Annotated in this window: 24 protein-coding genes; 6 read left to right on the forward strand and 18 right to left on the reverse strand. The window is 57.5% G+C overall.

Features of this window, described 5'->3' with window-relative positions; genetic code table 11:
• Nucleotides 1-64: 64 nt before the first annotated feature.
• Complete coding sequence (locus tag MME58_RS07770; protein WP_174518979.1) at nt 65-2,146, reverse strand: carboxy terminal-processing peptidase; 2,082 nt, start codon at nt 2,144-2,146, stop codon at nt 65-67.
• A 138-nt stretch (nt 2,147-2,284) separates the two neighbouring features.
• Between MME58_RS07770 and MME58_RS07775 the strand changes: the two genes are divergently transcribed.
• On the forward strand, nt 2,285-3,247 hold the full coding sequence (locus MME58_RS07775; protein WP_055005480.1) for an NAD(P)H-quinone oxidoreductase: 963 nt from the start codon (nt 2,285-2,287) through the stop codon (nt 3,245-3,247).
• Nucleotides 3,248-3,265: 18 nt separating this feature from the next.
• On the opposite strand, the gene MME58_RS07780 is transcribed toward MME58_RS07775, so the two are convergent.
• The 6 genes from MME58_RS07780 to MME58_RS07805 form a co-directional block, all read right to left on the reverse strand.
• Nucleotides 3,266-3,919 (reverse strand): HAD family hydrolase, encoded by a 654-nt coding sequence (locus MME58_RS07780; protein ID WP_054987917.1) that lies wholly within the window; start codon nt 3,917-3,919, stop codon nt 3,266-3,268.
• Between the two features lie 70 nt (nt 3,920-3,989).
• Nucleotides 3,990-4,979, reverse strand: coding sequence for an ABC transporter ATP-binding protein (locus tag MME58_RS07785; RefSeq protein WP_055005479.1), 990 nt, complete (start codon nt 4,977-4,979; stop codon nt 3,990-3,992).
• Between the two features lies 1 nt (nt 4,980).
• Nucleotides 4,981-5,778 carry an ABC transporter permease gene (locus MME58_RS07790; protein WP_055005478.1) on the reverse strand — a complete coding sequence of 266 codons (798 nt, stop codon included), beginning with the start codon at nt 5,776-5,778 and terminating at the stop codon, nt 4,981-4,983.
• Nucleotides 5,765-6,607 (reverse strand): ABC transporter permease, encoded by an 843-nt coding sequence (locus tag MME58_RS07795; protein ID WP_054986855.1) that lies wholly within the window; start codon nt 6,605-6,607, stop codon nt 5,765-5,767. The genes MME58_RS07790 and MME58_RS07795 overlap by 14 nt, the downstream gene beginning before the upstream one ends.
• Complete coding sequence (locus MME58_RS07800; protein ID WP_054986854.1) at nt 6,604-7,410, reverse strand: alkaline phosphatase family protein; 807 nt, start codon at nt 7,408-7,410, stop codon at nt 6,604-6,606. Before MME58_RS07800 ends, MME58_RS07795 begins: the two co-directional genes overlap by 4 nt.
• Before the next feature lie 78 nt (nt 7,411-7,488).
• Nucleotides 7,489-8,556: an ABC transporter substrate-binding protein gene (locus tag MME58_RS07805; RefSeq protein WP_055005477.1), complete on the reverse strand. Its 1,068-nt coding sequence runs from the start codon at nt 8,554-8,556 to the stop codon at nt 7,489-7,491.
• Between the two features lie 353 nt (nt 8,557-8,909).
• Between MME58_RS07805 and MME58_RS07810 the strand changes: the two genes are divergently transcribed.
• Together MME58_RS07810 and MME58_RS07815 are read left to right on the forward strand one after the other, a co-directional pair.
• Nucleotides 8,910-9,632 (forward strand): UTRA domain-containing protein, encoded by a 723-nt coding sequence (locus MME58_RS07810; RefSeq protein WP_054988724.1) that lies wholly within the window; start codon nt 8,910-8,912, stop codon nt 9,630-9,632.
• Nucleotides 9,633-10,101: 469 nt separating this feature from the next.
• Nucleotides 10,102-13,506: a beta strand repeat-containing protein gene (locus tag MME58_RS07815; RefSeq protein WP_338156854.1), complete on the forward strand. Its 3,405-nt coding sequence runs from the start codon at nt 10,102-10,104 to the stop codon at nt 13,504-13,506.
• A 272-nt stretch (nt 13,507-13,778) separates the two neighbouring features.
• Here MME58_RS07815 and MME58_RS07820 read toward each other — a convergent pair whose 3' ends face one another.
• The 5 genes from MME58_RS07820 to minC form a co-directional block, all read right to left on the reverse strand.
• Nucleotides 13,779-15,068, reverse strand: a complete 1,290-nt coding sequence (locus MME58_RS07820; RefSeq protein WP_054984609.1) for a M18 family aminopeptidase — start codon at nt 15,066-15,068, stop codon at nt 13,779-13,781.
• A gap of 195 nt (nt 15,069-15,263) precedes the next feature.
• Nucleotides 15,264-15,899 (reverse strand): RluA family pseudouridine synthase, encoded by a 636-nt coding sequence (locus tag MME58_RS07825; RefSeq protein WP_054984610.1) that lies wholly within the window; start codon nt 15,897-15,899, stop codon nt 15,264-15,266.
• Between the two features lie 90 nt (nt 15,900-15,989).
• Nucleotides 15,990-16,244: a cell division topological specificity factor MinE gene (gene minE / locus MME58_RS07830; protein ID WP_002552653.1), complete on the reverse strand. Its 255-nt coding sequence runs from the start codon at nt 16,242-16,244 to the stop codon at nt 15,990-15,992.
• A complete protein-coding gene (gene minD / locus MME58_RS07835) occupies nt 16,244-17,056 on the reverse strand; it encodes a septum site-determining protein MinD (protein WP_054984611.1) in 813 nt (270 codons plus the stop codon). The genes minE and minD overlap by 1 nt, the downstream gene beginning before the upstream one ends.
• A 231-nt stretch (nt 17,057-17,287) precedes the next feature.
• Nucleotides 17,288-18,028, reverse strand: a complete 741-nt coding sequence (minC, locus tag MME58_RS07840) for a septum site-determining protein MinC (RefSeq protein ID WP_054984665.1) — start codon at nt 18,026-18,028, stop codon at nt 17,288-17,290.
• Nucleotides 18,029-18,148: 120 nt separating this feature from the next.
• Between minC and MME58_RS07845 the strand changes: the two genes are divergently transcribed.
• Both MME58_RS07845 and MME58_RS07850 read left to right on the forward strand, forming a co-directional pair.
• Complete coding sequence (locus tag MME58_RS07845) at nt 18,149-19,081, forward strand: lipid A biosynthesis lauroyl acyltransferase (protein WP_054984612.1); 933 nt, start codon at nt 18,149-18,151, stop codon at nt 19,079-19,081.
• 33 nt (nt 19,082-19,114) lie between these two features.
• A complete protein-coding gene (locus MME58_RS07850; protein WP_054984613.1) occupies nt 19,115-20,296 on the forward strand; it encodes a patatin-like phospholipase family protein in 1,182 nt (393 codons plus the stop codon).
• 41 nt (nt 20,297-20,337) lie between these two features.
• Here the strand turns inward: MME58_RS07850 and MME58_RS07855 are convergent, their stop codons facing one another.
• From MME58_RS07855 to MME58_RS07875, 5 genes are read right to left on the reverse strand one after another with little or no spacing between them, the layout of a single operon-like run.
• Nucleotides 20,338-20,574, reverse strand: a complete 237-nt coding sequence (locus MME58_RS07855; RefSeq protein WP_054984614.1) for a Rieske (2Fe-2S) protein — start codon at nt 20,572-20,574, stop codon at nt 20,338-20,340.
• On the reverse strand, nt 20,558-21,415 hold the full coding sequence (locus MME58_RS07860; RefSeq protein WP_055007227.1) for an iron-containing redox enzyme family protein: 858 nt from the start codon (nt 21,413-21,415) through the stop codon (nt 20,558-20,560). Before MME58_RS07860 ends, MME58_RS07855 begins: the two co-directional genes overlap by 17 nt.
• On the reverse strand, nt 21,415-22,212 hold the full coding sequence (locus tag MME58_RS07865) for a dihydrodipicolinate synthase family protein (protein ID WP_054984616.1): 798 nt from the start codon (nt 22,210-22,212) through the stop codon (nt 21,415-21,417). Before MME58_RS07865 ends, MME58_RS07860 begins: the two co-directional genes overlap by 1 nt.
• Nucleotides 22,202-22,720 (reverse strand): DUF6190 family protein, encoded by a 519-nt coding sequence (locus tag MME58_RS07870; protein ID WP_054984617.1) that lies wholly within the window; start codon nt 22,718-22,720, stop codon nt 22,202-22,204. The genes MME58_RS07865 and MME58_RS07870 overlap by 11 nt, the downstream gene beginning before the upstream one ends.
• Nucleotides 22,713-23,909 (reverse strand): aminotransferase class I/II-fold pyridoxal phosphate-dependent enzyme, encoded by a 1,197-nt coding sequence (locus tag MME58_RS07875; protein ID WP_054984618.1) that lies wholly within the window; start codon nt 23,907-23,909, stop codon nt 22,713-22,715. Before MME58_RS07875 ends, MME58_RS07870 begins: the two co-directional genes overlap by 8 nt.
• A 219-nt stretch (nt 23,910-24,128) precedes the next feature.
• On the opposite strand from MME58_RS07875, the gene MME58_RS07880 reads away from it, so the two are divergent.
• Nucleotides 24,129-24,806: an acyl-homoserine-lactone synthase gene (locus MME58_RS07880; RefSeq protein ID WP_054984619.1), complete on the forward strand. Its 678-nt coding sequence runs from the start codon at nt 24,129-24,131 to the stop codon at nt 24,804-24,806.
• A gap of 1 nt (nt 24,807) precedes the next feature.
• On the opposite strand, the gene MME58_RS07885 is transcribed toward MME58_RS07880, so the two are convergent.
• Nucleotides 24,808-25,551 carry a helix-turn-helix transcriptional regulator gene (locus MME58_RS07885; RefSeq protein ID WP_054984620.1) on the reverse strand — a complete coding sequence of 248 codons (744 nt, stop codon included), beginning with the start codon at nt 25,549-25,551 and terminating at the stop codon, nt 24,808-24,810.
• Nucleotides 25,552-25,732 lie beyond the last annotated feature (181 nt).

Genomic DNA, 25,732 nt, shown 5'->3' on the forward strand with positions numbered 1-25,732 from the left:
ATTTCACGACAGCTTCATGACTGTTTGATGACGTTGAAGCTAAATGGCCATCAATGAACCTGCCTCACTTTTTGGCCACGGCAGCACTCAGGCCCAGGTAGTCGATCAAAATACGCCCTGTCTCTGCCAGGTAGGCATCGTCCTCGGGTTTGGTTTTCTCGTCTTCCACCGGCAGCGCGTCCTCGTCTTCTTTCTTCAACTCCTTGAGTGGCTCTTCACCCTTGGCCTTGCGGCGGGTGTTTTCCAGTGCAAGCTGCTTGCTCTCGATGGAAGCATGCTCGGCACGGCGATCGGCTTCATTGAGGCTGACGGTTTTTTCATTCATCAGCTTCTTGGCCAGCGCGAGGCGATCTTCGATGAACACGAACTCGGCATCTTTTGCCGAACGTGCTTCATGACGCGCCTGCAGCTGGGCCAAGAACGGCTTGAACGGATCGATGGCCGGTTTGATCGCCGGTTTGATGCTGTCCCACGGCATGGCCTCGGGCAGGGCGCTCTCACCGATTTCCTTGGTGTCGATCAGCGACGGGTAAGTGATGTCAGGCACTACGCCCTGATGCTGTGTGCTCTGGCCGGAAACCCGGTAGAACTTGGCCAGGGTCAGCTTCAGTTCGCCATGGTTGAGCGGCTGGATGGTCTGCACGGTGCCCTTGCCGAAGGTCTGACCGCCAATCACCAGCGCGCGGTGATAATCCTGCATTGCACCAGCAAAAATCTCTGAAGCCGAGGCAGACAGACGGTTGACCAGCAGTGCCATCGGGCCTTTGTAGAACGCGCCCTTGGCTTCGTCTTCAAGCACATCGACCTTGCCGTCGGCATTGCGCACCAGCACCGTCGGGCCCTTGTCGATGAACAGACTGGTCAGCTCGGTTGCCTCCTGCAACGAACCGCCCCCGTTGTTGCGAAGGTCCAGCACCACGCCGTCGACCTTCTCGGCCTGCAGCTCGGTGAGCAGTTTCTTCACGTCACGGGTGGTGCTCTTGTACTCAGGATCGCCGGCACGGTAGGCCTTGAAGTCCAGATAGAACGCCGGAATGTCGATGACCCCGAGTTTGTAGTCCTTGCCATCCTGTTTGAGGTGCAGAATCGACTTCTTGGCCGCCTGCTCTTCAAGTTTTACCGCTTCACGGGTGATGGCGACTATCTTGCTGGTCTGGTCATTCGGCGCATTGCTGGCCGGGATGATTTCCAGACGGACTACAGAGCCTTTCGGACCGCGGATCAGCTTGACCACTTCGTCCAGACGCCAGCCGATCACGTCGACCATTTCCTTGTCGCCCTGGGCAACGGCGACGATCTTGTCCGCCGGTGCGACCTGCTTGGTCTTGGCTGCCGGGCCTGCCGGGACCAGGCGCACAATCTTCACATTGTCGTTATCGCTCTGCAACACGGCACCAATGCCTTCCAGCGACAGACTCATGTTGATGTCGAAGTTTTCCGCGCTGTCTGGTGACAGGTAGTTGGTGTGCGGATCGTAGGACATGGCGAAGGTGTTGATGTACGCCTGGAAAATATCTTCGGCGCGGGTCTGACCCAGGCGGGCCTGCTGATTCTTGTAGCGCTTGGTCAGGGTTTCCTGAATCTTCGCCGGATCCTTGCCCGCAATCTTCAGGCGCAGGACTTCATCCTTGATACGCTTGCGCCACAGCTCGTCGAGCTCGGCGGTATCCTTGGGCCATGCGGCGTCCTTACGGTCCACCAGCAGGGTTTCCTTAGTATTGAAGTCGAGCTTGTCGACGCCCTTGCTCAATTCGGCCAGCGCGAAATCAAGACGCGCCTTGATGCGGTCCAGGTAGCGCTTGTAGATCGTGAACCCCGGGTTCAGATCGCCGCTTTTGAGAAAATCGTCGAACTGAAACTGCCATTTGTCGAATTCGGCAATATCGCTGGCCATGAAATAGCTGCGCGCAGGGTCCAGTTGCTTGATATAGCTCTGATAAATAATGGCTGAACGCTTGTCGTCCAGGGGCGGCTTGCTGTAGTGATGTCGTTTGAGCAGCTCAACCACGTTGAGACTGGCAATCACTTCGTCGCGGTCTGGCTGAAGATTATCCCAGCTGTTGGCGGCTAAGGTACTGGCTGACATCGGCAAAACGCTGAGGCCGACAAACAGTGCGAGGGCAGTGCTGGGGAATAATTGCTTCATGCTGATTCGACGCGAGGACAATTGATAACGCATATTAGGCCGTCTGTGAGGTCGCCGGTTCCTTTGGACCCGGCCGCATAATGCAAAAGCCCGGGCAAAACAGCCACGGGCTCAGTCTGGACTCACTATGGAGGCACCGTGAAGGCATTGCAAGGCGTTGAAGGACATGTGGAATGGGTCGAGGAGCCGACGCCGGCCCTTGATGTGGGACAGGTACGTATCAAAGTGGCTGCGGCAGGTTTGAATCGGGCCGATCTGTTACAGCGCGCCGGGAAGTATCCGCCGCCGGCTGGCGTGACCGCGACACTGGGCCTGGAGTGCTCCGGAGTGGTCACCGAAGTCGGTCCGGGAACCTCCTGGCTGGTTGGCGACCGTGTCTGCGCGCTGCTGGCGGGCGGGGCGATGGCCGAAGAGGTGGTCGTCGACGGGCGACACGTTTTGCCAGTACCCGAGGGGCTGTCGCTGCACGAGGCGGCCGCCATTCCCGAGGTGTATGCCACGGCCTGGCTCAATCTCTTCGAGCTTGCAAGCCTCAAGCCTGGCGAGAAGGTTTTGTTGCACGCTGGCGCAAGTGGGGTTGGTTCAGCCGGCATTCAGCTTTGCAAGGCGTTCGGCAACCCGGTCTGGGTCAGCGTCGGTTCGACCGAACGGCTGGCCTATTGCGTCGAACTGGGGGCGCAGGGCGGCGTAGTGCGCAGTGAAAGTCTCGAAGGCCTGAACGATTTTGCTCCGTTCAACGTCATCCTTGATCCGGTAGGCGCAAGTTACGCCGAACTCAACGTCAAACTGCTGGCGCTGGATGGTCGCTGGGTGCTGATCGGCGTCATGAGCGGACGCGAGGCTCAAGTGGATCTGGAGCACGTGCTGGGCAAGCGTATCCAGTTGATGGGGTCGACCTTGCGCAGTCGCGACGACACGTTCAAGGCTGATCTGATCAGCGATCTGGGCCAGCACGTCTGGCCGTTGTTCACCGAAGGCCGCCTCAAGCCGCAGCTGGCAAAATCGTTTGCGATCAAGGATGCCGAGGCAGCATTCGAAGAGCTGGCGACCAACAAGGTGTCCGGCAAGATCGTACTGGTGATCGACGAAAGCCTGGTCTGACCCGGTAAGCCGCTGGGCTCAGCTCCAGTTGTGCACCGGCCAGCCTGCTTTCTGCGCATGTTCCAGCAGCACCGAATCGGGGTTGACCACGTTGGGGTGGTCGACCTTGAGCAGCAACGGCAGGTCATTGCGCGAGTCCGAATAGAAGCTCGCTCCCTCGAGGTTTTCACCTTCGGCGTCCAGCCATTCCATCAGGCGCGTGATCTTGCCTTCCCGGTAAGTCAGTACGCCGACGGTGGCACCGCTGTAAACACCATGCTGCACATCCAGCTCGATGCCCAGCACTTCGTCGATGCCGAGGCGCTCGGCGATGGGCTTGACCAGATGCACCCCCGAAGCGGAGATGACCAGAATACGGTCGCCTCTGGCGCGGTGTTTTGCAATGCACGTGCAGGCGTCGCTGTAGATGATCGGTTCGATGACGTCCTCTACCCAAGGGCCGACCAGATGGTCTATTTCTTCAGGTGTACGGCCCGCCATGGGTTCGAGGCTGAACGCCATGTAGTCTTCCATGGCCAGCTCGCCCGCGCTGTAGGCGGCCATCAGTTCGTCATTGCGCTGCATGAACGAGGTTGAGTCGACCCAGCCCAGGCGACCCATCTGCTCGCTCCAGAGAGTGGCGCAGTCGCCACCGATCAGGGTCTCGTCCAGGTCGAAAATTGCCAAGGGCATGTGTGCTTCTCCTTAGAGGGTTGTTGGGGCAGCTTCAAGCCTGAAGCGAACGCCCGGTGTTCTCGATCCGTCAGTCAAGCGCACAGAGCGCCGACGGCTCGATGTTCAATGTCACGCGTCGTCCATCCGGGTGCAGGTCGTCGGCGCTGCGGTTGAGTACGTCGACCACCAGTTGTACGCCACGGGCCTGTATCCGGTAGCGGATGACGTTGCCGAGCAGACTGTGACTGCGTACTTCGCCTTCCAGTTCGCCGGTCAGGCTCAATTGGATCGATTCAGGGCGAATAGCGACGCGGCTGGCGATCGGGCGCTGCATCAGGCGTGTGGCGTCCTCGGCTTCCAGCAGGTTGTAGTTGCCGATGAAACCTGCGGCAAATATATCAACCGGAGCAGTGTAGAGGGTTTCGGCGTCGCCGCTCTGCACGATCCGGCCTTGATTCATCAGAAATATGCGGTCTGACATGGTCAGTGCTTCCTCCTGATCGTGGGTCACGAAAATCGTGGTCAAGCCCAGCTCGCGCTGAATGGCCCGGATCTGTTCACGCAGGTTTTTGCGAATTCGCGCATCCAGCGCTGACAGCGGCTCATCAAGCAACAGCAGGCGCGGACGAGTGACCAGCGAGCGCGCCAGTGCCACGCGCTGGCATTGCCCACCAGACAACTGATGCGGGTAGCGCGTGGCGAAGTCGTGCAGCTCGACCATCCGCAGAATCTCGGCAACGCGCCTTGAGCTCTCATCGGCACTGACTTTCTGAATGCGCAGCCCGAAGGCGACGTTTTGCTCGACGGTCATGTTGGGAAACAGCGCATAGCTCTGGAACACCATGCCGATGTTGCGCTTTTGCGGCGTGAGCGGCACCAGATCGCTGCCGTCGAGCAGAATGCGCCCGCTGTTGACCGCTGTGAGCCCGGCAATGCAGCGCAGTAACGTGGATTTACCGCAGCCGGACGGGCCGAGCAAGGTGACGAACTCGCCTTTTTCGATGCGGCAATTGATGTCGCTGAACACTGACGTGCTGGCGTAGCTTTTCTGCAGGTTTTCAATGCTGACAAAACTCATCTCAGTCTTTGTCCTTGTTCAGTCGATTGGCGGCCCAGGTCAGCACCAGCACGAAGAAGAAATAGGAAATCACCAGCGCGCTGTTGAAGTGACCGCTGCTGTTGCGCATGTTGTTCAGGTACACCTGCAAGGTTTCATAGCGCGTGCCGACCAACAGGTTGGCGAACACGAATTCGCCGAACAGGAAGGAAAACGACAATAGCAGCGCGATCATCAAGCCCTTGCGCAGGTTGGGCAGTACAACCATGAACGCCGCTTGCCAGGTGCTGGCTCCCAGTAGCTGGGCAGCGTCCATCAAGTCGGTCAGGTTGATGGCTTGCAGGTTATTGGTGATGGCGCGGTACATGAAGGGCAAGGCAACCGTGAAATAGCAGCCGATCAGAATCCACGGTGTGCCGACCATGGCCATCGGTCCTGAGCCATAGAGCTGCAGCAAGCCTACCGACGAGACCACGGGAGGTACGGCGAACGGCAGCAGGATGAGGATGTTCATCAGCCCGTCGAGGCGCGGAAAGTAGTAATGCACAACAAACAGCAACGGCAGAATCAGCACCACCGACAAGATCAGTGCGCCTACGCACACCAGCAATGACTGGCCGAATGCCGTCAGAAAACGAGGGTCGCTCCACAACGCCACGTACCATTTGAAGGTCAGGCCACTGGGCAGAATGGTCGCCGACCAACTGGTGGAGATCGAGTACAGGAAAGTGCCGGCCAGCGGCAGCAACAGGATCAGGAACAGCAGGTAGACGACGGTCTTGTGGTAGATACCGGCAGGTCCTTGTTCAACGCGCGACATGGTAGCTCCTTCTCAACAGCCACTGATGGACCACGGTGACCAGGGTCATGAGCCCGACCAGAATCATCGCCAGGGCGCTGGCCATGTTCGGGTCCAGGGTGATATCGCCCGCAACCATCGCCGCGATACGGATCGGCAGCACGTTGAAATTGCCGGTGGTCAGGGCATAGACCGTTGCGTACGCGCCCAGCGCGTTGGCCAGCAAAATCACGAACGTACCGAGCAGTGCAGGGGTCAGGACCGGCAGGCCGATGTAACGCCAGAACTGATAACTGCTGGCCCCCAGCAATGCTGCCGACTCGTTCCAGTCCTCGCGCACAGCATCGAATGCGGGGTAGAGCAGCAGCACGCCCAGGGGGATCTGGAAGTAGGTGTAAAGGATGATCAGCCCGGTCTTGGAATACAGGTTGAAGTCATCGATGATCCCTGTTTGCTTGAGGATCAGGGTCAACGCGCCGTTGAACCCCAGCAGGATGATGAACGCGAACGCCAATGGCACGCCGGCAAAATTGCTGGTCATGTTGGCGAACGAGTTGACGAAATCCCGCAGGCGAGAGTCCACCTTGCGTAGCGAATGGGCACCCAGTACAGCAATGATGATGCCGAACAGGCTCGACCAAAAGCTGATCTCAAGGCTGTACTGTATCGCCTGGCGGTAAAACTTCGAGCTGAACGCCCGAATGAAGTTTTCCCAGCCCCAGCCGGCATCGCTTTGCAGGCTGTGAATCGCCACCCAGAGCAGCGGTGCAATCTGGAACACAATGAAGAAGACGGCAAACGGCACCAGGCACAACAGCCCCAGCCATTTGCCTCGGGAAAGGGTTGTCAATTGAGAATCTCCCGGCAGACCGGTTTGTTGTGTGGCACGCCCAGCAGCTCGCAGACAGTGCCGCACAGATCAATCTGGCGCGGCGCTGCGTCGACATTCAGGCTGAAGGCATCACCCAGTACGAACAGAGGCACCTCACGCTCTTCCGGCAATAAGCCGTTGTGCGAGCGGTCGTTGTTCATGCCGTGGTCGGCGGTCACCAGCACCTGATAACCCGCGTCCAGCCAGCGTTGGAGGTAGTCGGCCAGAATGATGTCGGCGCTGCGGGCGCTGTTGCGGTACTGCGCGGTGTCGAGACCGTGCTTGTGCCCGGCGTCGTCGATATTCATGGGGTGGATCAGCAGAAAGTTCGGGGCGTGTTTGAGACGCAGGCTCTCGGCGTCGGCGAACAGGTGCGAGTCAGGGTAGTGATCGGCCCAGTAGAACAGCCCGTTCTGAATCGGCAGATCCGCGGCCTCGGTATGGCGATCGCGTGCCGGGTCGAATGGCGTGCGGTTGTACAGCTCGCTGACCCAGTGATAGGCCGCCGCTGCCGTGCTCAGCCCGGCGTCGCGGGCATAGTGGAAGATGCTGCGTTGATTAGACAGGCGCGAGACGTTGTTATGCACGATGCCGCTGTCGATAGGCGCGACTCCGGTCAGTATGCATTCATACAGCGGGCGGGAGAGGGCAGGCAGCTCGCATTCCAGCTTGTACAGCGCGGCCCGGCCGGCATCATGCCAGGCTTGAAGATGGCCCATCGCATGACGTGCCACTTCGTAGTTGAGTCCATCAAGCACGATCAGGATGACATTGTGTTTCATGGGCAACTCGCTTTGAAAGAACGGGCGAGACTGGCTCGCCCGATGGACATGACTTCGTCCTTGAGCCGCAGGAGAGAATCAGTTCATCTCGATGATGACCTGCTCGTTCCACTTTTGAGGCAGCGCTTTGGAGGTTTTTTCCCAGGCATCTGCGTTCTTGATCGGCTTGGCATTGAGGTATTGCTCATGCGGCAGCAACTGGGCTTTCACGTCGTCTGGCAGCTTGATGTGTTCGACGCGAATCGGGCGTGCGTTGCCTTCTGCCAGCCTGATCTGACCCGCATCGCTAAAGGTGTATTCACGCGCCAGCTTGGCGGCGTTCGGGTGCTTGGCGTACTTGTTGATAATGGTGGTGTAGCCGGAAACAACCGAGCCGTCCGCAGGGATCAGCACCACGTAGTCATCCGGTTTGGCCATCTTGGCTTTGTAGTTGAGACCGTTGAAGTCCCAGACCACACCGACTTCGATTTCGCCTTTTTCGATGGTTTGAATGGTCGGGTTGGCCAGTGACAGACGCTTCTGTTTGGCCAGTTCGGTAAACAGTGCCAGGCCCGGTGAGATATTTTTTTCGTCACCTTTCATAGCGATGGCTGCCGCCAGTACACCGTTGGCAGCCTGAGCAGCAGTGCTCACATCACCGATGGAAACCTTGTATTTGCCGGTTTTCAGATCGGCCCAGCTTTTTGGTATTTCAGAGCCGTGCAGCAGGTTTTTATTGACGATGAAGGCGATGGTGCCGGTGTAGGCCAGCGCCCAGTGGCCGTCCTTGTCCTTGGCCCAGTCCGGGATTTGCTCCCAGGTGGTCGGCTTGTAAGGCTGGGTAACGCCTTTTTCTGCCGCGATAGGGCCAAATGCTGCGCCTACGTCGCCAATGTCACCGCTGGCATTGTCTTTCTCCGCATCGAATTTGGCGATCTCCTGGGCCGAACTCATGTCGGTGTCCATGTGCTTGAGGCCGTATTTGGTCTCAAGATCCTTCCAGATGCCACCCCAGTTTGCCCAGTCATCCGGCATGCCGAGGCTGTTGACCGCGCCTTCAGCCTTGGCCGCAGCCTCCAGCGTTTTAAGATCCGTGTCCGCAGCCATGGCCAGGGAACTCATTGCCATGGCTGAACCGAGGAGTGATGCCAACAGAAGATGTTTCATTCGGAGCTCCTAGTGCACTTCTTGCAAGAAGTGTTCGTTGCGGATTGTTTGGTCTAGATCAGCAATACCTGAGCCAAGTTAGGCTTTTTGCATGACATTTTCGTGTCGTGCCGAATAGGGAAAAGCGTTATTCGCGGGCCCGGGCAGTACCTGGCGCTAAGCGTAGACCATGGGAATGTGCAGGGTTTGCAGGGGCTTGGGGCTTTCCTCAACCCGGCTGGCATACACCGTGGTGCGGTGTGTAACAGAATGGTCATGTGCCCGGCCTAGGCTTGAATCAATGGAGTTAATGGCGTTGGTTGCATTGATGTGCGCCTCGCAATAGAGCTGGTCTAGTCCAGACGGATACCGGAATGCGCGAAGATGTGCCACGGGCGGTAACAACGATTTGCAGTGCGCTGCAAGAGCAGATCGAACATGGCTTGTTGCCCCATGGCAGCCAGTTGCCTGCGGAACGCAAGCTCAGTGAAGTCTTCGCGACCACCCGTATCACGTTGCGCGAGGCACTTCTGCAACTGGAGGCGCAAGGGCTCATTTACCGTGAAGAGCGACGCGGCTGGTTCATTTCCCCGCCACGGCTGGCGTACGACCTGATCAGGCGCAGCCATTTCCATGCAATGGTCTGCGCCCAGGGAAGAGTGGCTCACACCCGGCTCCTGTCTGCACGCCTGCAACCCGCCTCGGCAATGATCTGTGAAATGCTGGAACTGCCCGCACTGTCGAGCGTGATCCAGATCTGCCGCGCCCGACGTATCGATCAGCGGTTGGTGCTCTACGTGGAGCATTACCTGAGGCCAGAGCTGTTTCCGGGTATTCTGGAGCATGACCTGAACGAGTCACTTACCGAACTTTATGCCCGCTGTTATGACCTGCATTACGGGCAAGTGCAGTTCGATATGGTGCCCACCGCATTGCATGCCGACGCCGCAGCTGCGTTGAAGGTGTCGCTTGGCAGTCCCGGTTTGCGTATAGCACGGATCAATTATGATCAACGCGACCGTCTTATTGACTGCGATCTTGAATACTGGCGTCATGATGCTATTCATGTGCGTGCCACAGTTAGAGACAACGATTAGTTGAGCGTACCCTTCAAGGACTTTGCACCCGCTGAAAGTTTCAGAACACCCCTGTCCGTATAAAAAGTCTGTGGCCGGTTTTCGGTGTCAGCCCGTCAGCCTGACGCAAAGCGTATTGAAACTCATGACCGGGAAGGCCTGTTCAGCATGGACGCGGGTTTATTAAAAAAATTAATGAGAAAATCACTATAAGACGCGTAAAGGCGAGCGTAGTTTAAAAAGTTTTTGCAGTGAGAAATGCACGGATTTTTTGATTCCGGTTGTCGAAAATATAAGCAGTAAGTCGCGTGTTCATGAATATTTATTAGGGGGGTGTGGTAGGTTTTTAGAGCGTCGTTAGTGTTCTGTTAGTTGTCGGGTTGCTGGCGATGTCCGATGTATAAGTGTGAGGGTTGATCGGTGGCTGGCCATTAATTATGGGTCGATGAGCGCGGCTACTTTCATTTAAAGGATCGATGAGGGTACGGTAATGAGTATCGAGAAAGTGTTGGTGTTGCGGACGTGCGCAAATAACATGGCTGATCATTGCGGTCTCGTCTGGCCGGTTTCCGGGCCCGTCGAGTGCAAGCACTGGCAACCCACAAAAGGGCATGAAAATGGACTGTCTGGACTGCTATGGGGGGCTGGCACCAGCGCTTTTTTGAGTGTGCATGCCGATGCGCAATGGGTGGTCTGTGAAGTGGTCGTCGCAGACATCATTGAGTTGCCCGAAAGCGGAATGGTGAAATTCCAGCGTGCGCAAGTCGTCCATGTCGGTGACAAAAGCAGCGCTGCACAGTACCTCTTGATGCATAAGGCCAGCTACCTGTCGGCAAGCAACCCGGCAACAGTAGACGTTCGCCCGGCCAGTGGAGAGCTGGTTGTCAGTCATGAAGTATTTGATGTGGCATCAGTGGTTGCTTCTGCCAGCTCCGGGAATAACGTTCCTGCTGTCGCCACTCAGACGTTGCAGACAGCGACCTACGGCAGCACATTGAGCGGCGACAGCCACAGTCAGCTGGTCGCAGGTTATGGCAGCACCGAAACGGCGGGAGATCACAGTGACCTCACTGCCGGATACGGCAGCACCGGCACGGCAGGCTCTGACAGTTCGTTGACTGCCGGTTATGGCAGCACGCAAACGTCCGGGAGTGACAGCTCGCTAAGGGCTGGTTACGGGAGTACTCAGACAGCTCAGGAAAACAGCCACCTCACTGCCGGATACGGCAGCACCGGTACGGCAGGTTCCGACAGTTCGTTGATAGCCGGTTACGGCAGCACGCAGACTTCAGGCGGGGACAGCGCCCTGACGGCAGGCTATGGCAGCACGCAAACGGCTCAGGAAGGCAGCAACCTCACTGCCGGTTACGGCAGCACCGGTACTGCCGGAGCGGACAGTTCGCTGATAGCCGGTTACGGCAGCACGCAGACTTCAGGCAGCGACAGCGCCCTGACGGCAGGCTATGGCAGCACGCAAACGGCTCAGGAAGGCAGCGACCTGACTGCCGGTTACGGCAGCACCGGTACCGCAGGTTCCGACAGTTCGTTGATAGCCGGTTATGGCAGTACGCAGACTTCAGGCGGGGACAGCGCCCTGACGGCAGGCTATGGCAGCACGCAAACGGCTCAGGAAGGCAGCGACCTCACTGCCGGTTACGGCAGCACCGGCACGGCGGGAGCCGACAGCTCGCTGATTGCGGGCTATGGCAGTACGCAGACTTCGGGCAGCGATAGCTCGCTCACGGCGGGTTATGGCAGCACTCAGACTGCCCGGCAGGACAGCGACCTGACTGCCGGCTACGGCAGCACCGGCACGGCGGGAGCCGACAGCTCGCTGATTGCGGGCTATGGCAGTACGCAGACTTCGGGCAGCGATAGCTCGCTCACGGCGGGTTATGGCAGTACTCAGACTGCCCGGCAGGACAGCGACCTGACTGCCGGCTACGGCAGCACCGGCACGGCGGGAGCCGACAGCTCGCTGATTGCGGGCTATGGCAGCACGCAGACTTCAGGCAGCGATAGCTCGCTCACAGCAGGTTATGGCAGCACTCAGACTGCCCGGCAGGGCAGCGTGCTTACATCAGGTTACGGCAGTACGCAAACGGCCGGGGCTGCCAGTAATCTCACGGCAGGTTATGGAAGTACGGGTACGGCGGGTCATGAGAGCTTCATCATCGCGGGTTATGGCAGCACACAGACAGCGGGGCATAAAAGCATCCTGACTGCTGGATATGGGAGCACTCAGACGGCCAGGGATGGTAGTGACCTGATTGCGGGCTACGGCAGTACCGGAACAGCAGGTTCAAGTAGTTCGCTGATCGCAGGTTACGGCAGCACCCAGACCGCGAGTTATAAAAGTGTGCTGACCGCCGGTTATGGCAGTACACAGACTGCCAGAGAATACAGTGATCTTGTCGCAGGTTACGGCAGCACTTCAACGGCAGGCTCGAACAGTTCACTGATAGCCGGATATGGAAGCACCCAGACCGCAAGCTTCAAAAGCACACTGACCGCCGGTTATGGAAGTACCCAGACGGCACAGGAGCACAGTGACCTGGTTACAGGTTACGGAAGTACCTCCACCGCGGGTTATGCCAGTTCGCTTATCGCGGGTTATGGCAGTACGCAGACGGCAGGTTACGAAAGCACATTGACCGCCGGTTACGGCAGTACGCAAACCGCCCAGGACAGCAGTTCGCTCACCACCGGCTATGGCAGTACCTCTACCGCAGGCTATGCAAGTTCCCTGATCGCGGGTTACGGCAGTACGCAGACGGCAGGTTACGAAAGCACATTGACCGCCGGTTACGGCAGCACGCAAACCGCGCAGGAGCGCAGTGACCTCGTAACAGGTTACGGAAGTACGTCCACCGCTGGTTATGCAAGTTCCCTGATCGCGGGTTATGGCAGTACGCAAACGGCAGGTTACGAGAGCACGTTGACCGCCGGTTACGGCAGTACGCAAACCGCGCAGGAAAAAAGCTCGCTCACCACCGGCTATGGAAGTACCTCCACGGCGGGCTACGAAAGTTCGCTTATCGCGGGTTATGGCAGTACGCAGACGGCGGGCTATAACAGTACGCTCACAGCGGGCTACGGCAGCACACAGACGGCAGAGCATGGAAGTTCACTGACCGCGGGTTATGGCAGTACGGCAACGGCCGGGCAGGACAGCTCATTGATCGCTGGTTATGGCAGTTCCCTGACCAGCGGGATCAGAAGTTTTCTGACGGCAGGTTATGGCAGTACGCTGATCGCTGGACTTCGCAGTGTTTTGATTGCGGGGTATGGCAGCAGTCTTACATCGGGCATCCGCAGCACATTGACGGCAGGCTACGGCAGTAATCAGATTGCAAGTTATGGCAGTTCGTTGATTGCAGGCCATGAAAGTATTCAGGTGGCCGGGCATAAAAGCATGTTGATCGCCGGTAAGGGCAGTTCGCAGACTGCCGGTTTTCGCAGCACACTTATCGCGGGTGCGGACAGCGTACAACTGGCCGGTGATCGCAGCAGATTGATTGCCGGTGCGGACAGTCATCAGACGGCAGGTGACCGCAGTAAACTACTGGCTGGTAATAACAGTTATCTGACTGCGGGTGACAGAAGCAAACTGACCGGTGGGCACGATTGCACGTTAATGGCGGGTGACCAAAGCAGATTGACCGCCGGCAAGAACAGTGTTCTGACGGCGGGTGCTCGCAGCAGACTTATTGGCAGTGAAGGTTCAACGCTTTCGGCGGGCGAAGACTCTACCCTCGTGTTCAGACGTTGGGATGGTAAGCGCTATCGGCAGCTGGTTGCCAAAACCGGAGAAAACGGTGTGGAAGCCGATCTCCCGTATTACATGAATGAAGATGACGATATTGTCCATAAAAACGACGAGGACGATACCTGAGTCACGTTGCTGGAGAAGACGAATAATCGACGACTGAAACATCGACAGGGTACGTCGGTGGCGCGGGACATGAAGTCCCTTTATAACGAATAATGTGATGCCCTTTGCAATAATGCCGAGCAAAAAGCAGATAACGTCTGCCTTCTTTTTTAGGTCATTGGCAAAATTGTAGTGTATTCGACGCGCATTTTACCGCGCATGAGCACCCACATGCGGGGGCTGTTGGCCGCGCCCCGCGATGTCGATGATTGCCTCAGTGGCTATGGGCTCCGTTATGGCAGCTCGTGGCTGGCATAGAACGCGCTCAATACTTTGACCAGGTGCGCCAGATCGTGGCTGCCGGCCAGTTCGCGAATCGAGTGCATGGCAAATGTCGGCAAGCCGATGTCTACCGTGCGGATACCCAGATGGCTGGCGGTAATCGGTCCGATGGTCGAGCCGCACGCCATGTCACTGCGTACCACGAAGCTCTGCACCGGAACTTCTTCAGCCATGCACAGATGGCGGAAGAAACCGGCGGTTTCACTGTTGGTGGCGTAACGCTGATTGCTGTTTACCTTGATCACCGGCCCAGCATTGAGCTTTGGACCATGATTGGCGTCGTGCTTGTCAGCATAGTTGGGGTGTATGCCGTGGGCGTTATCGGCCGATATCAGCAGCGACTTCTGAATGGTTCGTACGTAGTCTTCGCTGCTCGGCAGAAGGCGCTGGACGATCTGCTCCAGCATTGCACCGTCTGCGCCACAGGTCGACGACGAGCCGACTTCCTCATGATCAGTGCATACCAGCAGAGCGGTTTCGTCACTCTCGGTGGAGAGCAGCGCCTGCATTCCGGCGAAACACGAGAGCAGGTTATCCAGACGTGCGCCTGCCAGGAAGTCACCATTGAGGCCGACAACTGCGGCGCTCTGGGTGTCGTAGAAACTCAACTCGTAATCGAGCACCACGTCCGCGTTTAGCCCGTGCTCGCGAGCCAGTTGATCAGTCAGCAGCGCACGGAAGTCTGCACGTTCGTCACCAGCCACTTGCGCGAGGATCGGTGGCAGTTCGTTTTGCGCATTGATCGCCCAGCCTTCATTGGCGGTGCGGTTCAAGTGAATGGCCAGATTGGGAATCACGGCAATCGGCAGTTTGAAATCGATCAACTGGCTTTCGACCTTGCCGTCGCGGCGGAAGGTAACGCGACCAGCCAACGACAGATCACGGTCAAACCACGGTGCCAGAAGCGCGCCGCCGTAGACTTCTACACCCAGTTGCCAAAAGCCCTGGCGTTGCAGTTCCGGTTGTGGCTTGACCCGCAGGCAAGGGCTGTCGGTGTGTGCACCGACCATGCGAATACCGCCTGTGAGTGGCGACTGCCGGCCCATGCGGAAGGCGACGATAGAAGAGTCATTACGGGTGACGAAGTAACGACCTCCGGTTTCTATTGCCCAGGTATCACGCTCATCCAACCGTTGAAAGCCAGCGGCTTCGAAGTGTTGCACGAGGGTGGCGGTGGCGTGAAACGGGGTGGGAGAAGCCTTCAGGAAGTCGATAAGGCCTTTGTTCAACTCTGCGCGCATAAATAGCTCCAGACAGCAATGGTGCGAGTTTACCGTATTGGATGATTTGCTGCCTTCGGTTGCGCTCATTGCCGGTACACAACCCCGGCTCTCGTGTCGACGCACTGCGTCACACGGCGGTTCTGCGATGTCGGGGGCGTCACGAACGGCATTACCACGCGGAGCATCGGCACGATAGTCAGCGTGTCATTCAGATCAGAACGGTGCAGCACACTCGAAGGTCAGTCGCTCACCGGTGCCTGGATGCGTGAAGCTCAGCATGCTGGCATGCAGACACAGACGGGGGGAAGCCGCCAGCGCCTCGGGATGCGCGTACAGGCCATCACCCAACAGTGGATGTCCGATTGACAGCATGTGTACGCGCAACTGATGCGAGCGGCCAGTGATCGGCGTGAGCTCGACCCGGCAGTATGTGTCGTGGCGCTCGACAACTTTCCAGAACGTCAGCGCGTGCTTGCCTGCCTCATGATCCACCACATGCCGAGGCTTGGTGGGCGGGTCGTAGCGCAACGGCAGATCGATGCTGCCGCTGTCCAGCGAAGGCTGGCCCCAGCACAGCGCGGTGTAGGCTTTTTCGGTTTCGCGATCATGAAACTGACGCGACAGCTCACGATGCGTGTCGGCATCGCGGGCCAGCAGGATGATACCCGACGTTTCCCAGTCCAGACGATGGACGATACGGGCTTCGGGATAACCGTTTTCCTGCAGGCGGGTAATCAGGCAATCCTTGTTGTCATCGGCACGGCCGGGGACGGAAAGCAACAGGGTAGGCTTATCGATCACCAGAACGGCTGCGTCCTGATGAATGATGCGGATGTTCGACAACGGCATGCAACGGCCTCGAAACGCTAGAAACGCCAACGGCGGTAAGGGCGCAGCTTCCTGAGAAGTACGCCGATACCGCCGCAAGCGACTGCCTGATCAGCGATCGGGCAGGGTGATATTGAGTTCCAGAATCGAACAGCTGCCCTGGCTTTCCAGCGCAACCTGCACTTGATCAGACTCGATATTGACGTATTTACGGATCACTTCCACCAGTTCTTTCTGCAGGGCAGGAAGGTAGTCCGGAGTACTGCGCTGGCCGCGTTCGTGCGCAACGATGATCTGTAGACGCTCTTTCGCTACCGAGGCCGTGCTTTCTTTTTTGCGGTCACGAAAGAAGTCAAAAATATTCATTAATTACCCCCGAACAGACGTTCAAAGAATCCTTTCTTCTGCACATCCAGGAAGCGATGTTCCCGGTCTTTGCCCAGCAGGCGGTCAACGGCATCGCTATAGGCCTGACCCGCGTCGCTCTGGTCATCGAGGATGACCGGCACGCCCTGGTTGGAGGCTTTCAGCACCGCCTGGGATTCGGGAATCACGCCGAGCAGGGTGACAGCAAGGATTTCCTTGACGTCTTCCACACCGAGCATTTCGCCCTTGCTGACGCGCTCAGGGTTGTAGCGAGTCAGCAGCAAATGTTCCTTGATCGGATCTTCGCCACGCTCGGCGCGACGCGATTTGCTGGCCAGCAGCCCCAGCATGCGGTCCGAGTCACGCACCGACGATACTTCAGGGTTGGTCACGACGATCGCTTCATCGGCAAAGTACATCGCCAGGTGAGCACCGGTTTCGATACCGGCCGGCGAATCGCAGACGATGTATTCGAACGATTCCTTCAGTTCCATGAGGACTTTTTCGACGCCCTCTTTGGTCAGTGCTTCCTTGTCACGGGTCTGGCTGGCGGCCAGCACGAACAGGCCTTCGATCTTCTTGTCCTTGATCAGCGCCTGTTGCAGGTTGGCTTCGCCATTGACCACGTTGACGAAGTCATACACGACGCGACGCTCACAGCCCATGATAAGGTCGAGATTACGCAGGCCGACGTCGAAATCGACGATGACTGTCTTGTGGCCGCGCAGTGCGAGACCTGTACCGATAGCGGCGCTGGTGGTGGTCTTGCCCACACCACCCTTGCCGGATGTAACAACGAGAATCTTGGCCAAGGTGTATCACCCCTAGAGGAAAAGGACGTTTAGTCCCTGAAGAGCATTTCTTGACGCCACGTTTGTCGAAGCATTCTGGAAATCATGAGATCCGATCCCTGAAAGGTAGCGTTAAGCTATTACTTTCGGCTCATATACCCACTGAAAAAACAGTGCTTGTCAGAACTTCCTGCCGCCTTCACGACAATTCGCGACGAATCAGAGATGCTTTGAAAATTGCGGCAGTATCCGTTAAAGACGAATGATGTTCAACACATCCCCGGACAGGCTTACCTGAACCGGCGAGCCCCATAGCGGGTCCCTGCGCAGATCCTCGGAAACCTTGTATTGCCCGGCAATCGAAATCAGCTCTGCACTCAACTGCTGACAGAAGATTCGCGCTTTCGTGTCGCCCTTTATTCCTGCCAGTGCCCTGCCGCGCATTGGGCCGTACACATGGATGTTTCCATCGGCCAGAAGTTCCGCGCCGGGACTGACAGGCGCGACCACAACGAGATCGCCGCCCTGCGCATAAATCTGCTGACCGCCGCGCACGGGGGCGGTTATTACGCGGGTCGGCTTGATCAGCGGTTCGGGTGGTTTTTCCGGAATCTTTTTCGGTGCATCGGCTTCAACCGGGTCGATGACACGCTCACGTGCGCCGGACGGCGGCAGAACCGGGAGGTCGACGGCAATGGCCGCAGCGATGTCTTCGATACGGTTGGCGCGGATCGCCAGAGTGCGCAGGCCGTGCTGGCGGCAGATGCGCACCAGCCCGGGCAGATCGACCGGGCCTTCGTTGGGCGCGAGTTTGTCCAGAGCCAGGATCAACGGCGTATTGCTGAAGAAATTGGGGGCCTGTGCCACTTTTGCCGCCAGTTGCCTGTCGAGCGCCTCAAGGTTGGTCCGGGCCAGCTCCATCACAGTGATGGCGAGCATGCTGCCCTTGAGCTGAAATACAGGTTCCGGGTTTTGCGATTCAATCTGGCTCATGGTTGATATACACAACAGCTTGTCGCTAAAAGTGCCGAGACTTATAGCGAGAACGCCCGCGAGCCGCAAGCAGCTAGAACCGTTGTAGAATGCGCGGCCTTTGTTCTGACGGAAGCCCAAATGGATCGCCCGCGCTTTAAATCCAGTTTCCTTCACCCCCGTTTCTGGCCATTGTGGCTGGGGCTGGGGCTCTTGTGGCTGATTGTCCAGTTACCGTTCCGTGCCTTGCTGGTCATCGGTCGGGCACTGGGCGCGATCATGTATTGCGTGGCCACTGATCGAAAAAAAATCGCGGCGCGCAATCTTGAACTGTGCTTTGCGCACCTGTCCGCAACCGAACGCAAGCGTTTGCTCAAGGAAAACTTCGCCTCCACCGGGATTGCCTTCTTCGAGATGGCCATGAGCTGGTGGTGGTCTAGAAAACGCTTGGCCAGGCTTGCCCACGTCGAAGGGCTTGAACACTTGCAGAGCGCTCAGCAGAAAGGCGAGGGCGTGATTCTGATGGCGCTGCATTTCACCACGCTGGAGATCGGTGCTGCGCTGCTGGGCCAGCAACACACCATTGATGGCATGTACCGCGAACACAAGAGCCCGTTGTTCGATTTCATCCAGCGTCGCGGACGCGAGCGGCACAACCTCGATTCGCTGGCTGTCGAGCGTGATGACGTGCGCGGAATGCTCAAGTTGCTGCGTGCCGGCCGGGCCATCTGGTATGCACCGGATCAGGACTATGGCGCTAAACAGAGCGTCTTTGTGCCGCTGTTCGGCATTCAGGCTGCGACGGTGACCGCCACCAGCAAATTTGCTCGCCTGGGCCGTGCTCAGGTGGTGCCGTTCACTCAACAGCGTCTGCCGGACGGCAGCGGTTATCGACTGGTGATTCACCCACCGCTGAAGGACTTTCCCGGCGAAAGCGATGAAGCCGATTGCCTGCGTATCAATCAGTGGGTAGAAAGTGCTATCACTGACTGTCCGGAACAGTATCTTTGGGCCCATCGGCGCTTCAAGAGTCGACCGCCCGGCGAAGCGAAGCTGTATGAAAAACGTGGATAAAAAGCGTCGTTGACCATCGAGGGCGAGTCGTAGATGCCAGATACCGCCGTAGTGAACCGTGCTGTAACCGAAGTCGAGCCCGTGACCGGGCTTATTTTGTCAGGCGGCGGTGCGCGTGCTGCGTATCAGGTTGGCGTACTTGCAGGCATTGCCGACTTGTTGCCGCCCGGCTCTCCCAACCCTTTTCCAGTCATTGTCGGTACATCGGCCGGGGCGATCAACGCAGTAAAGCTGGCCAGCGGCGCGCTGCATTTTCGCATTGCCATTCATCAGTTGACCGAGTTCTGGCAGGCGTTCCGCAGCCATCAAGTGTTGCGCAGCGACTGGTCCGGCGTGATTCATCAGGCCAGCCGTTTTTTCGGGCGCAGCCTGATGGGCTTCGGAAGAAATATCCCGGTTGCCTTGCTCAACAGCTCACCCTTGCGTGAGCTGCTCAACGAGCGGCTGGACCTGTCCGGAATCGAAGCCGCTATTGATGCCCATCACTTGCGCGCGGTCGCGGTGACAGCATTCGGTTACGAATCAGGGCAGGCGGTCACGTTTTATCAGGGCCGCGGCACCATTGAACCCTGGCTGCGGCATCGGCGTATTGGTCGGCCGACTCAGCTGACGGTGGATCACTTGCTGGCCAGTTCGGCGATTCCCTTGCTGTTCGCACCGGTGATGCTGGATCAGGAATACTTTGGGGACGGTGCGGTGCGGCAATCGGCACCGATCAGTCCGGCGCTGCACCTGGGTGCCAATCGTGTTCTGGTCGTCGGTGTGAGCGGCAATCCGCGCGGGCTCAAAGCCGAAAGGCCGGCACCACGCGCGCCAAGCGGCGTTCAGCCAAGTCTGGCGCAGATCAGCGGCCACATGCTCAACAGTACGTTCATTGATAATCTGGAAAGCGATATCGAGTTGCTCGAACGCCTGAACATCGCCAGTGCGTTGCTGCCCGACGATCAGATCAGGCAGCCGGGTATGGAGCCGGTGGAAGTGCTGGTGATTTCCCCGAGCCGTCCGCTGGATGAAATCGCTGCCCGTCATCGCCGTGAACTACCCCCTGCATTACGTACGTTTTTGCGCGGCCCTGGCGCGACCAAAAGCAGTGGTGCCAGTGTTCTGAGCTATCTGTTGTTCGAATCGGGTTACTGCAGCGAATTGATCGAGTTGGGTCGACACGATGCCGTTGCCCAAGGGGCAGAATTGAAACGTTTCCTGCGCTTGCCCTGATCCGTCCCCGGCAGACGCTGATTCTGCCGGGGAACGTGCTTTTACCTCAGTCGCCTCACTTGCAGGCTGCCGCATGGCGGGCCACTCAATTGCTCCCCGGTTTCAAGGCTGAACACCGAGAAATGCAGGGGGCAGGTTATGGACCGCCGTTTCACGTTGATCACCCCGTGCTCCAGCCATCCCTCACGATGCGGGCAACTGCTCGGTACCAGGTATTCCTCCTGGCCGACACGTACGGTGAAGGTGTCGGGGCGACGAAACTCAGCAGGCTCGTTCAAGATTGGCCTCCTTGTTGAAGCGCTTGAGTCGGCGGGCCTTATCTACAGCCAGGTCGAATGCCAGATTGGTGATTTCGCGTCCCATGCAGATGCCTCGCCAGGCTTTTTCCGCGTCGAGGTCCCCACTGGCGTCCATGGCCTTGAGCAGGCGCTGCCCCTCGATTGCATGGAACACGTCAATATGGACATGTTCGGAGTAGTAAGTGTGAGCCTGTATCTGCAGACGCTCGCAGAGCCGGGTGTAGCATTCGAAAAAGAACGGCACCACGGTCTCGAAGTAGGTGATGACCCCGGCAAACCACGATGGATCGTCCGCGCGCATGGCTAGCCAGCAGAACATGTTGGGAAAGGTGAAGCCGGCGCTGGAGTTGGTTTCTACATAAAACTGCAGCTCCAGCGGCATTTCCAGCTCGCGCAACAGATCCTGATAAAGCGTGGTATGCGAGCGCTTGAGGTTTCCCGAGCCAAACTCGTCGATCATCATGCGCAGCATGGGCATTTGCGCGGGCAGGCTGAGCCTGGGCATCAGGTGATAGAAAACCTGCGCTTCGGTCAGGCCATCCAGCGCAAACTCCTGAACCAGAATCCTGAACTCGTCGAGCGTCATGTCGCTGGCGACATACTGTGCGCTGGGCGGCACTTCGCTGCTCTCGTGCTCAACCAGTTCAGCCAGCATCCTGCGCAGACCGGCGAGATCAGTAGGGATCTGAGCGGTCATGCTGCGCTCGATGGCGTCTTCGATCCAGCGCTGCTCAAAGGCAAGAATCTCCTGTGGGACAGGCACCAGCTTTTCGATAAGTGCACGATTGGCCAGAAACAGTTGCTTTTGCATGCTTTCCATCAGGCTGCCTCCTCGGTCAGAACCCGGTCGCTGTCGATCACGCCTCTGGTTTTAAGCTCGCGCTTGACCTGGGCGTACCAGTCGGACGCATTCAGCAGGAACCGTTCGTTGAGCATCGCGATTTCGTGACTGAGCGCCGGCTGCTGCCGGACGGTCGCTTGCCGGCAGAGCAGCGGTTCGAGGTTGGCGAGGGAGACCACATTGCCGTCGGATTCCAGCTCGCCGGCCAGCTGCATCTCCCAACCGATGAAGTAATCGACGCCCTGTTGCCGGATGGCATCCACCTGATCCTGTGGGCGAGGCACCGACGGCGAGTCCTTCAGGCCAATCACCTTGGGTAACTGTGCGATGACCTTGAGGGTGGCGAAGGACTTTTCGTTGCCTGACAGGCCGGCTTCGTTGTACATGAAGATATCCAGGTGCGTCGCGTCATGAACGGTCTGGTAGTGATCGATGATCGCCTGCTGGCTGATACCCGGTGTGAATGGAGAGGTAAACATGACCGCTTGCGCGCCTGCATCCTGAGCCATTAGGGCAAGGTCCAGTACCTCTTGGGTAGAGCTGCGTTCAATCCCGGCGATGACGACCTTGTCGCCCGCATGTTTAAGGGTCAGTTGCAACATCTGTAGCCATTGCCGACGCGACAGCCGCCAGCCCTCTCCGGAGGTCAGGCATGGAATATAGCCATCGACATGGGGGGCGAGGCTGCTCAAAAGGCGTTCGAGGCTGGGTTCGCAGACTTGCTCCTGTTCGTTCAGGGGTGTTACCAGCGGCACCAGAATGGTTTTACCAGACATGTTGAAAGTCCTCGTGACGGATCACCATGGCACGCGACTGGTCGTAGAGACGCTGCAGCATCTCCGGGAACACACGCTGTCTGGTGAGGCCTTCGAAAGGCTGGAGAAAAGGCTGCAGGACCTGCAGGCGCAGCAGCTCCGGATCGTGGGTATAAAACGGGATTTCCTGCTCCATCACCTGCGCTGCCAAGAGTTTCTTTTCGGCGGGCAGGCCTTTGAACAGTGTGTCGTTCGCGGCTCGTTGAAGTACCTGTTCGCTGCAGCCCTCACGCTGAATGGCCATGTCGGTGTGCAATACATCCATGAACGGGTAGTACACGTCCTGCAAGGCGCGGCTTTTCTTCCAGATAATGGCGTCGCAAATGCCTATCTGGGCGAAATTCATCTGCACACTGCTTTCATAGAACCGGGAGAAAACCCCGAGTGATTTGTCACGCACATCGGGGTCCGCATGGTGCATGCCCATGAAAACCGTCGCGTCGATCATCGGCAGGTCGAAATCAGACATGGAGGTTCTCCAGCGCTCGTGCGATGACCTTAACGGCGGCCTCGAATTCGTCGGGTTTGCGCGCAAGCGCCAGGCGTATGTAACGCTGGCCTTTTTCAGGCTGGCTCCAGTAGAAATATTTACCCGGCAGTACGTAAACGTCCGATTGCAGCAGATAAGCCTGCAACTCGTCGGCATTGATGCCCGCGGGCAGAATTTCGAACCACGCCACACTGGTGTCGATCATCGGCTCCACATACTTCAAAATCCTGCCCTCAAGACAGGTCCGTGCCTTGCGACGATTGACGTCCAGCACCGAGCGCACTGAATTGAAGTCGTCGTCGCTGCTGTCCTCGATATAGCGGGTCACGACATTGAGGACAAAAGGCGAGACGTTCAGCAGGACGCTGGTGACGATGCTGTAGATATCGGCATTGATGTCCTGGCTGGCCATGAGCGTGGCGCATTTGGTGTCCTGCAAGGGCCAAGTCTTGCCTGTGTCTTCCATGACCAGGTATCGAGTACCGATGTCGTCGAGAATCGCGTAGGCATCCATGCGCTCCCGGCCAGTGGCCTTGAAGAACGAGGCGAAGCAGAAGTCGAGTATCAGCAGCTTGTTATGATCCCGGCAGTATCTGGCCACCTCCACAAAGGTATCCGGACCCTCAGCGAACAGGCTGGACCCCGTTGGGTTATTGGGGTCGACGAGAAAGATCGCATCCAGACCAATGGCCGCTTTCTGCAAGTTCGCATACACCTGGGTCGAGGAGGTGAACAGGCGTTCATCGAGTGCCGACATGGGCACTTCCATGTGTTTCAACAGGTCGTGCAGGTTGTCGAAGCAGGGCTCGATCAGGCCGACGCTCATGTTATTTTTGCGCAGGTAGGTCGCGGTGATATGCATGGCCACGGACGCCGCGTAGACGAGATAGATTTCGTCATGGCGTTTCAGGGCGTGGTGCTGACCATGGAAGGTGAAAAAAGCACGGATGAAGGCCTGCTCACTCTGATATTGAGTCTGGTTCTGTGCGCTGTACCACAGCTCGGGCAGGCTGGCGACAATCAGGCGTTGGGTGGCGCTCTGGTCCTGATGAGTATGGGCATCGGCCAGATTGAAGCGGGTCTTGAGGGCAGAGATTTCGTGTTGGGTAATATCGTCCAGAACAGGCACAGCGTGCGAGGTGTCGATACCGGCATATAAACTATTCATACCATTATCCCTATGGAGTCATTATTGTTTGGGAGCGGCCGTTCTGGTTGTCCAGAACGCTGGAGCAGGTTTCCTTATTTTCGGCAGAAATAACACTGTACCTAAGTACAAACCATGCGGTGTTAGTGTTTCGGGCGGTTGACCTGTTCTTAGGTACAGTAGATTTGAAGGCTTAAGTAGGCGATGCTTCACGCTGGTTGCGCAGGGGGGAGCTTAATAATGTCGAGCGGGTTTGAATTTCAGATAGCCAGTTACAACACAATGCCCGTTACGTTGCTGGAAACACTGTATTGCATGCGCAAAAAGATTTTTTCGGATCGACTTGAATGGAATGTTCGTGTCAGTCATGCGTTTGAGTTCGATGAGTATGACAGTGCCACTGCTACTTACCTGATCGGACGCTGGAACGGAATTCCGCTGGCCGGCCTGCGGCTGATAAATACCTGTGATCCCTACATGCTGGAAGGTCCGTTTCGCTGTTTTTTCGACTACTCGGCGCCCAAAAATACTACCATGGCAGAGTCGAGCCGGTTCTTTGTCGACACGGACCGTGCCCGCTCGCTGGGTATCTTGCATGCGCCACTGACCGAGATGCTGCTGTTTTCCATGCACAACCATGCTGCATTGTCCGGTCTGCAATCGATCATCACGGTGGTGAGCAAGGCGATGGCGCGGATCGTACGAAAATCCGGATGGGAGCACCGAGTGCTGGCAACCGGGGAAGCGTCGCCTGGGGAAACGGTGCTGCTGCTGGAAATGCCGGTAACGGCTGACAATCATCAACGGCTACTCAAGAGCATTGCCCTCAGGCAGCAGGTCACGGATGACCTGCTGCGCTGGCCGGTGACGCTCGCAGCGGATGCCTCCGCGCGAGCCTGCATGGACAGCGCTGCCTGAGTCAGACCATGCCCATATTGATAGCTTTGTAGACGGCTTGCTTGGCCGTGCGCACTTCAAGCTTGCTCGAGACGTTGGACATGTGGAATTTCACGGTACGTTCCGAGATGGAAAATATTTCAGCGATTTCGCTGTACGACTTGCCCATGGCCACCCATTTCAGCACGCCTGTTTCGCGACTGGACAGCTTGCACTGGGAAGGCGGCGGAAAGAGTTCATGGGGTGCCCGGGTCTTGATCAGGCGATCATGGAAGCGGATAAGGCTCATCTGGATATCGGCGGCCTTTTCGCGGATTCGCTGATCGAAGTCGTTCTGTTGCCTGGTATTGCAAAGACTTAATGCGGCGAAAAGCCCAGTGGCATCGTGCAGGGTGAACGTGGCTCCTGAAGACAACTGGTATTTGGCCGACCGCTTCAGGAAATCATCGGTCTCTACACATTGAACGGCATTGCGAGCCTCTCTCCAGAAGAATGGCGTAATGCTATGCCAGGCATGTTTGATAATCGGATCAATCAGGTGATAGTTGGAGGCTACATACGATTTCAACCAGGAATCGGGATAATTGGACAGGATGACGGGCTTGGCGTTACGCGTCTTGGGCGTGGAAAAGTAGGCGTACGTGAAATCGCCGATGTGCTGCAGGTCATTTTCAAAGTCTTCGATCAATTGACGGAGAGGGGCGGGCGCCCCGTTGATCTTGAACGGTGGGCAGTCAAGTTGGGCTTTCACGGTACGAACCTCCATGTAATACCTTGTTTATTGTTTTGTTCCCGGCCTTGCCGTATTCATTATCCCCATTTGTATTCCAGGTCGTACATAAAAACATGGACTTCCTGTGTCTTTCGTTTTTGAACAACGGCTTGGCCGCGAAAAAACGTTTATCGAAGCATTGGCATGCGAGTCAACGTGCAGTCGGGGCCCGGCC

Source organism: Pseudomonas syringae pv. tagetis (assembly GCF_022557255.1).
Taxonomy (GTDB): domain Bacteria; phylum Pseudomonadota; class Gammaproteobacteria; order Pseudomonadales; family Pseudomonadaceae; genus Aquipseudomonas; species Aquipseudomonas caricapapayae.

What these genes read in the sequence shown, in the direction of transcription:
- MME58_RS07770 (WP_174518979.1), bottom strand. Translation starts at nt 2,146, where the DNA reads ATGAAGCAATTATTCCCCAGCACTGCCCTCGCACTGTTTGTCGGCCTC.
- MME58_RS07780 (WP_054987917.1), bottom strand. Translation starts at nt 3,919, where the DNA reads ATGCCCTTGGCAATTTTCGACCTGGACGAGACCCTGATCGGTGGCGAC.
- MME58_RS07785 (WP_055005479.1), bottom strand. Translation starts at nt 4,979, where the DNA reads ATGAGTTTTGTCAGCATTGAAAACCTGCAGAAAAGCTACGCCAGCACG.
- MME58_RS07790 (WP_055005478.1), bottom strand. Translation starts at nt 5,778, where the DNA reads ATGTCGCGCGTTGAACAAGGACCTGCCGGTATCTACCACAAGACCGTC.
- MME58_RS07800 (WP_054986854.1), bottom strand. Translation starts at nt 7,410, where the DNA reads ATGAAACACAATGTCATCCTGATCGTGCTTGATGGACTCAACTACGAA.
- MME58_RS07805 (WP_055005477.1), bottom strand. Translation starts at nt 8,556, where the DNA reads ATGAAACATCTTCTGTTGGCATCACTCCTCGGTTCAGCCATGGCAATG.
- MME58_RS07810 (WP_054988724.1), top strand. Translation starts at nt 8,910, where the DNA reads ATGCGCGAAGATGTGCCACGGGCGGTAACAACGATTTGCAGTGCGCTG.
- MME58_RS07815 (WP_338156854.1), top strand. Translation starts at nt 10,102, where the DNA reads ATGAGTATCGAGAAAGTGTTGGTGTTGCGGACGTGCGCAAATAACATG.
- MME58_RS07820 (WP_054984609.1), bottom strand. Translation starts at nt 15,068, where the DNA reads ATGCGCGCAGAGTTGAACAAAGGCCTTATCGACTTCCTGAAGGCTTCT.
- MME58_RS07825 (WP_054984610.1), bottom strand. Translation starts at nt 15,899, where the DNA reads ATGCCGTTGTCGAACATCCGCATCATTCATCAGGACGCAGCCGTTCTG.
- minE (WP_002552653.1), bottom strand. Translation starts at nt 16,244, where the DNA reads ATGAATATTTTTGACTTCTTTCGTGACCGCAAAAAAGAAAGCACGGCC.
- minC (WP_054984665.1), bottom strand. Translation starts at nt 18,028, where the DNA reads ATGAGCCAGATTGAATCGCAAAACCCGGAACCTGTATTTCAGCTCAAG.
- MME58_RS07845 (WP_054984612.1), top strand. Translation starts at nt 18,149, where the DNA reads ATGGATCGCCCGCGCTTTAAATCCAGTTTCCTTCACCCCCGTTTCTGG.
- MME58_RS07850 (WP_054984613.1), top strand. Translation starts at nt 19,115, where the DNA reads ATGCCAGATACCGCCGTAGTGAACCGTGCTGTAACCGAAGTCGAGCCC.
- MME58_RS07860 (WP_055007227.1), bottom strand. Translation starts at nt 21,415, where the DNA reads ATGGAAAGCATGCAAAAGCAACTGTTTCTGGCCAATCGTGCACTTATC.
- MME58_RS07865 (WP_054984616.1), bottom strand. Translation starts at nt 22,212, where the DNA reads ATGTCTGGTAAAACCATTCTGGTGCCGCTGGTAACACCCCTGAACGAA.
- MME58_RS07870 (WP_054984617.1), bottom strand. Translation starts at nt 22,720, where the DNA reads ATGTCTGATTTCGACCTGCCGATGATCGACGCGACGGTTTTCATGGGC.
- MME58_RS07875 (WP_054984618.1), bottom strand. Translation starts at nt 23,909, where the DNA reads ATGAATAGTTTATATGCCGGTATCGACACCTCGCACGCTGTGCCTGTT.
- MME58_RS07880 (WP_054984619.1), top strand. Translation starts at nt 24,129, where the DNA reads ATGTCGAGCGGGTTTGAATTTCAGATAGCCAGTTACAACACAATGCCC.
- MME58_RS07885 (WP_054984620.1), bottom strand. Translation starts at nt 25,551, where the DNA reads ATGGAGGTTCGTACCGTGAAAGCCCAACTTGACTGCCCACCGTTCAAG.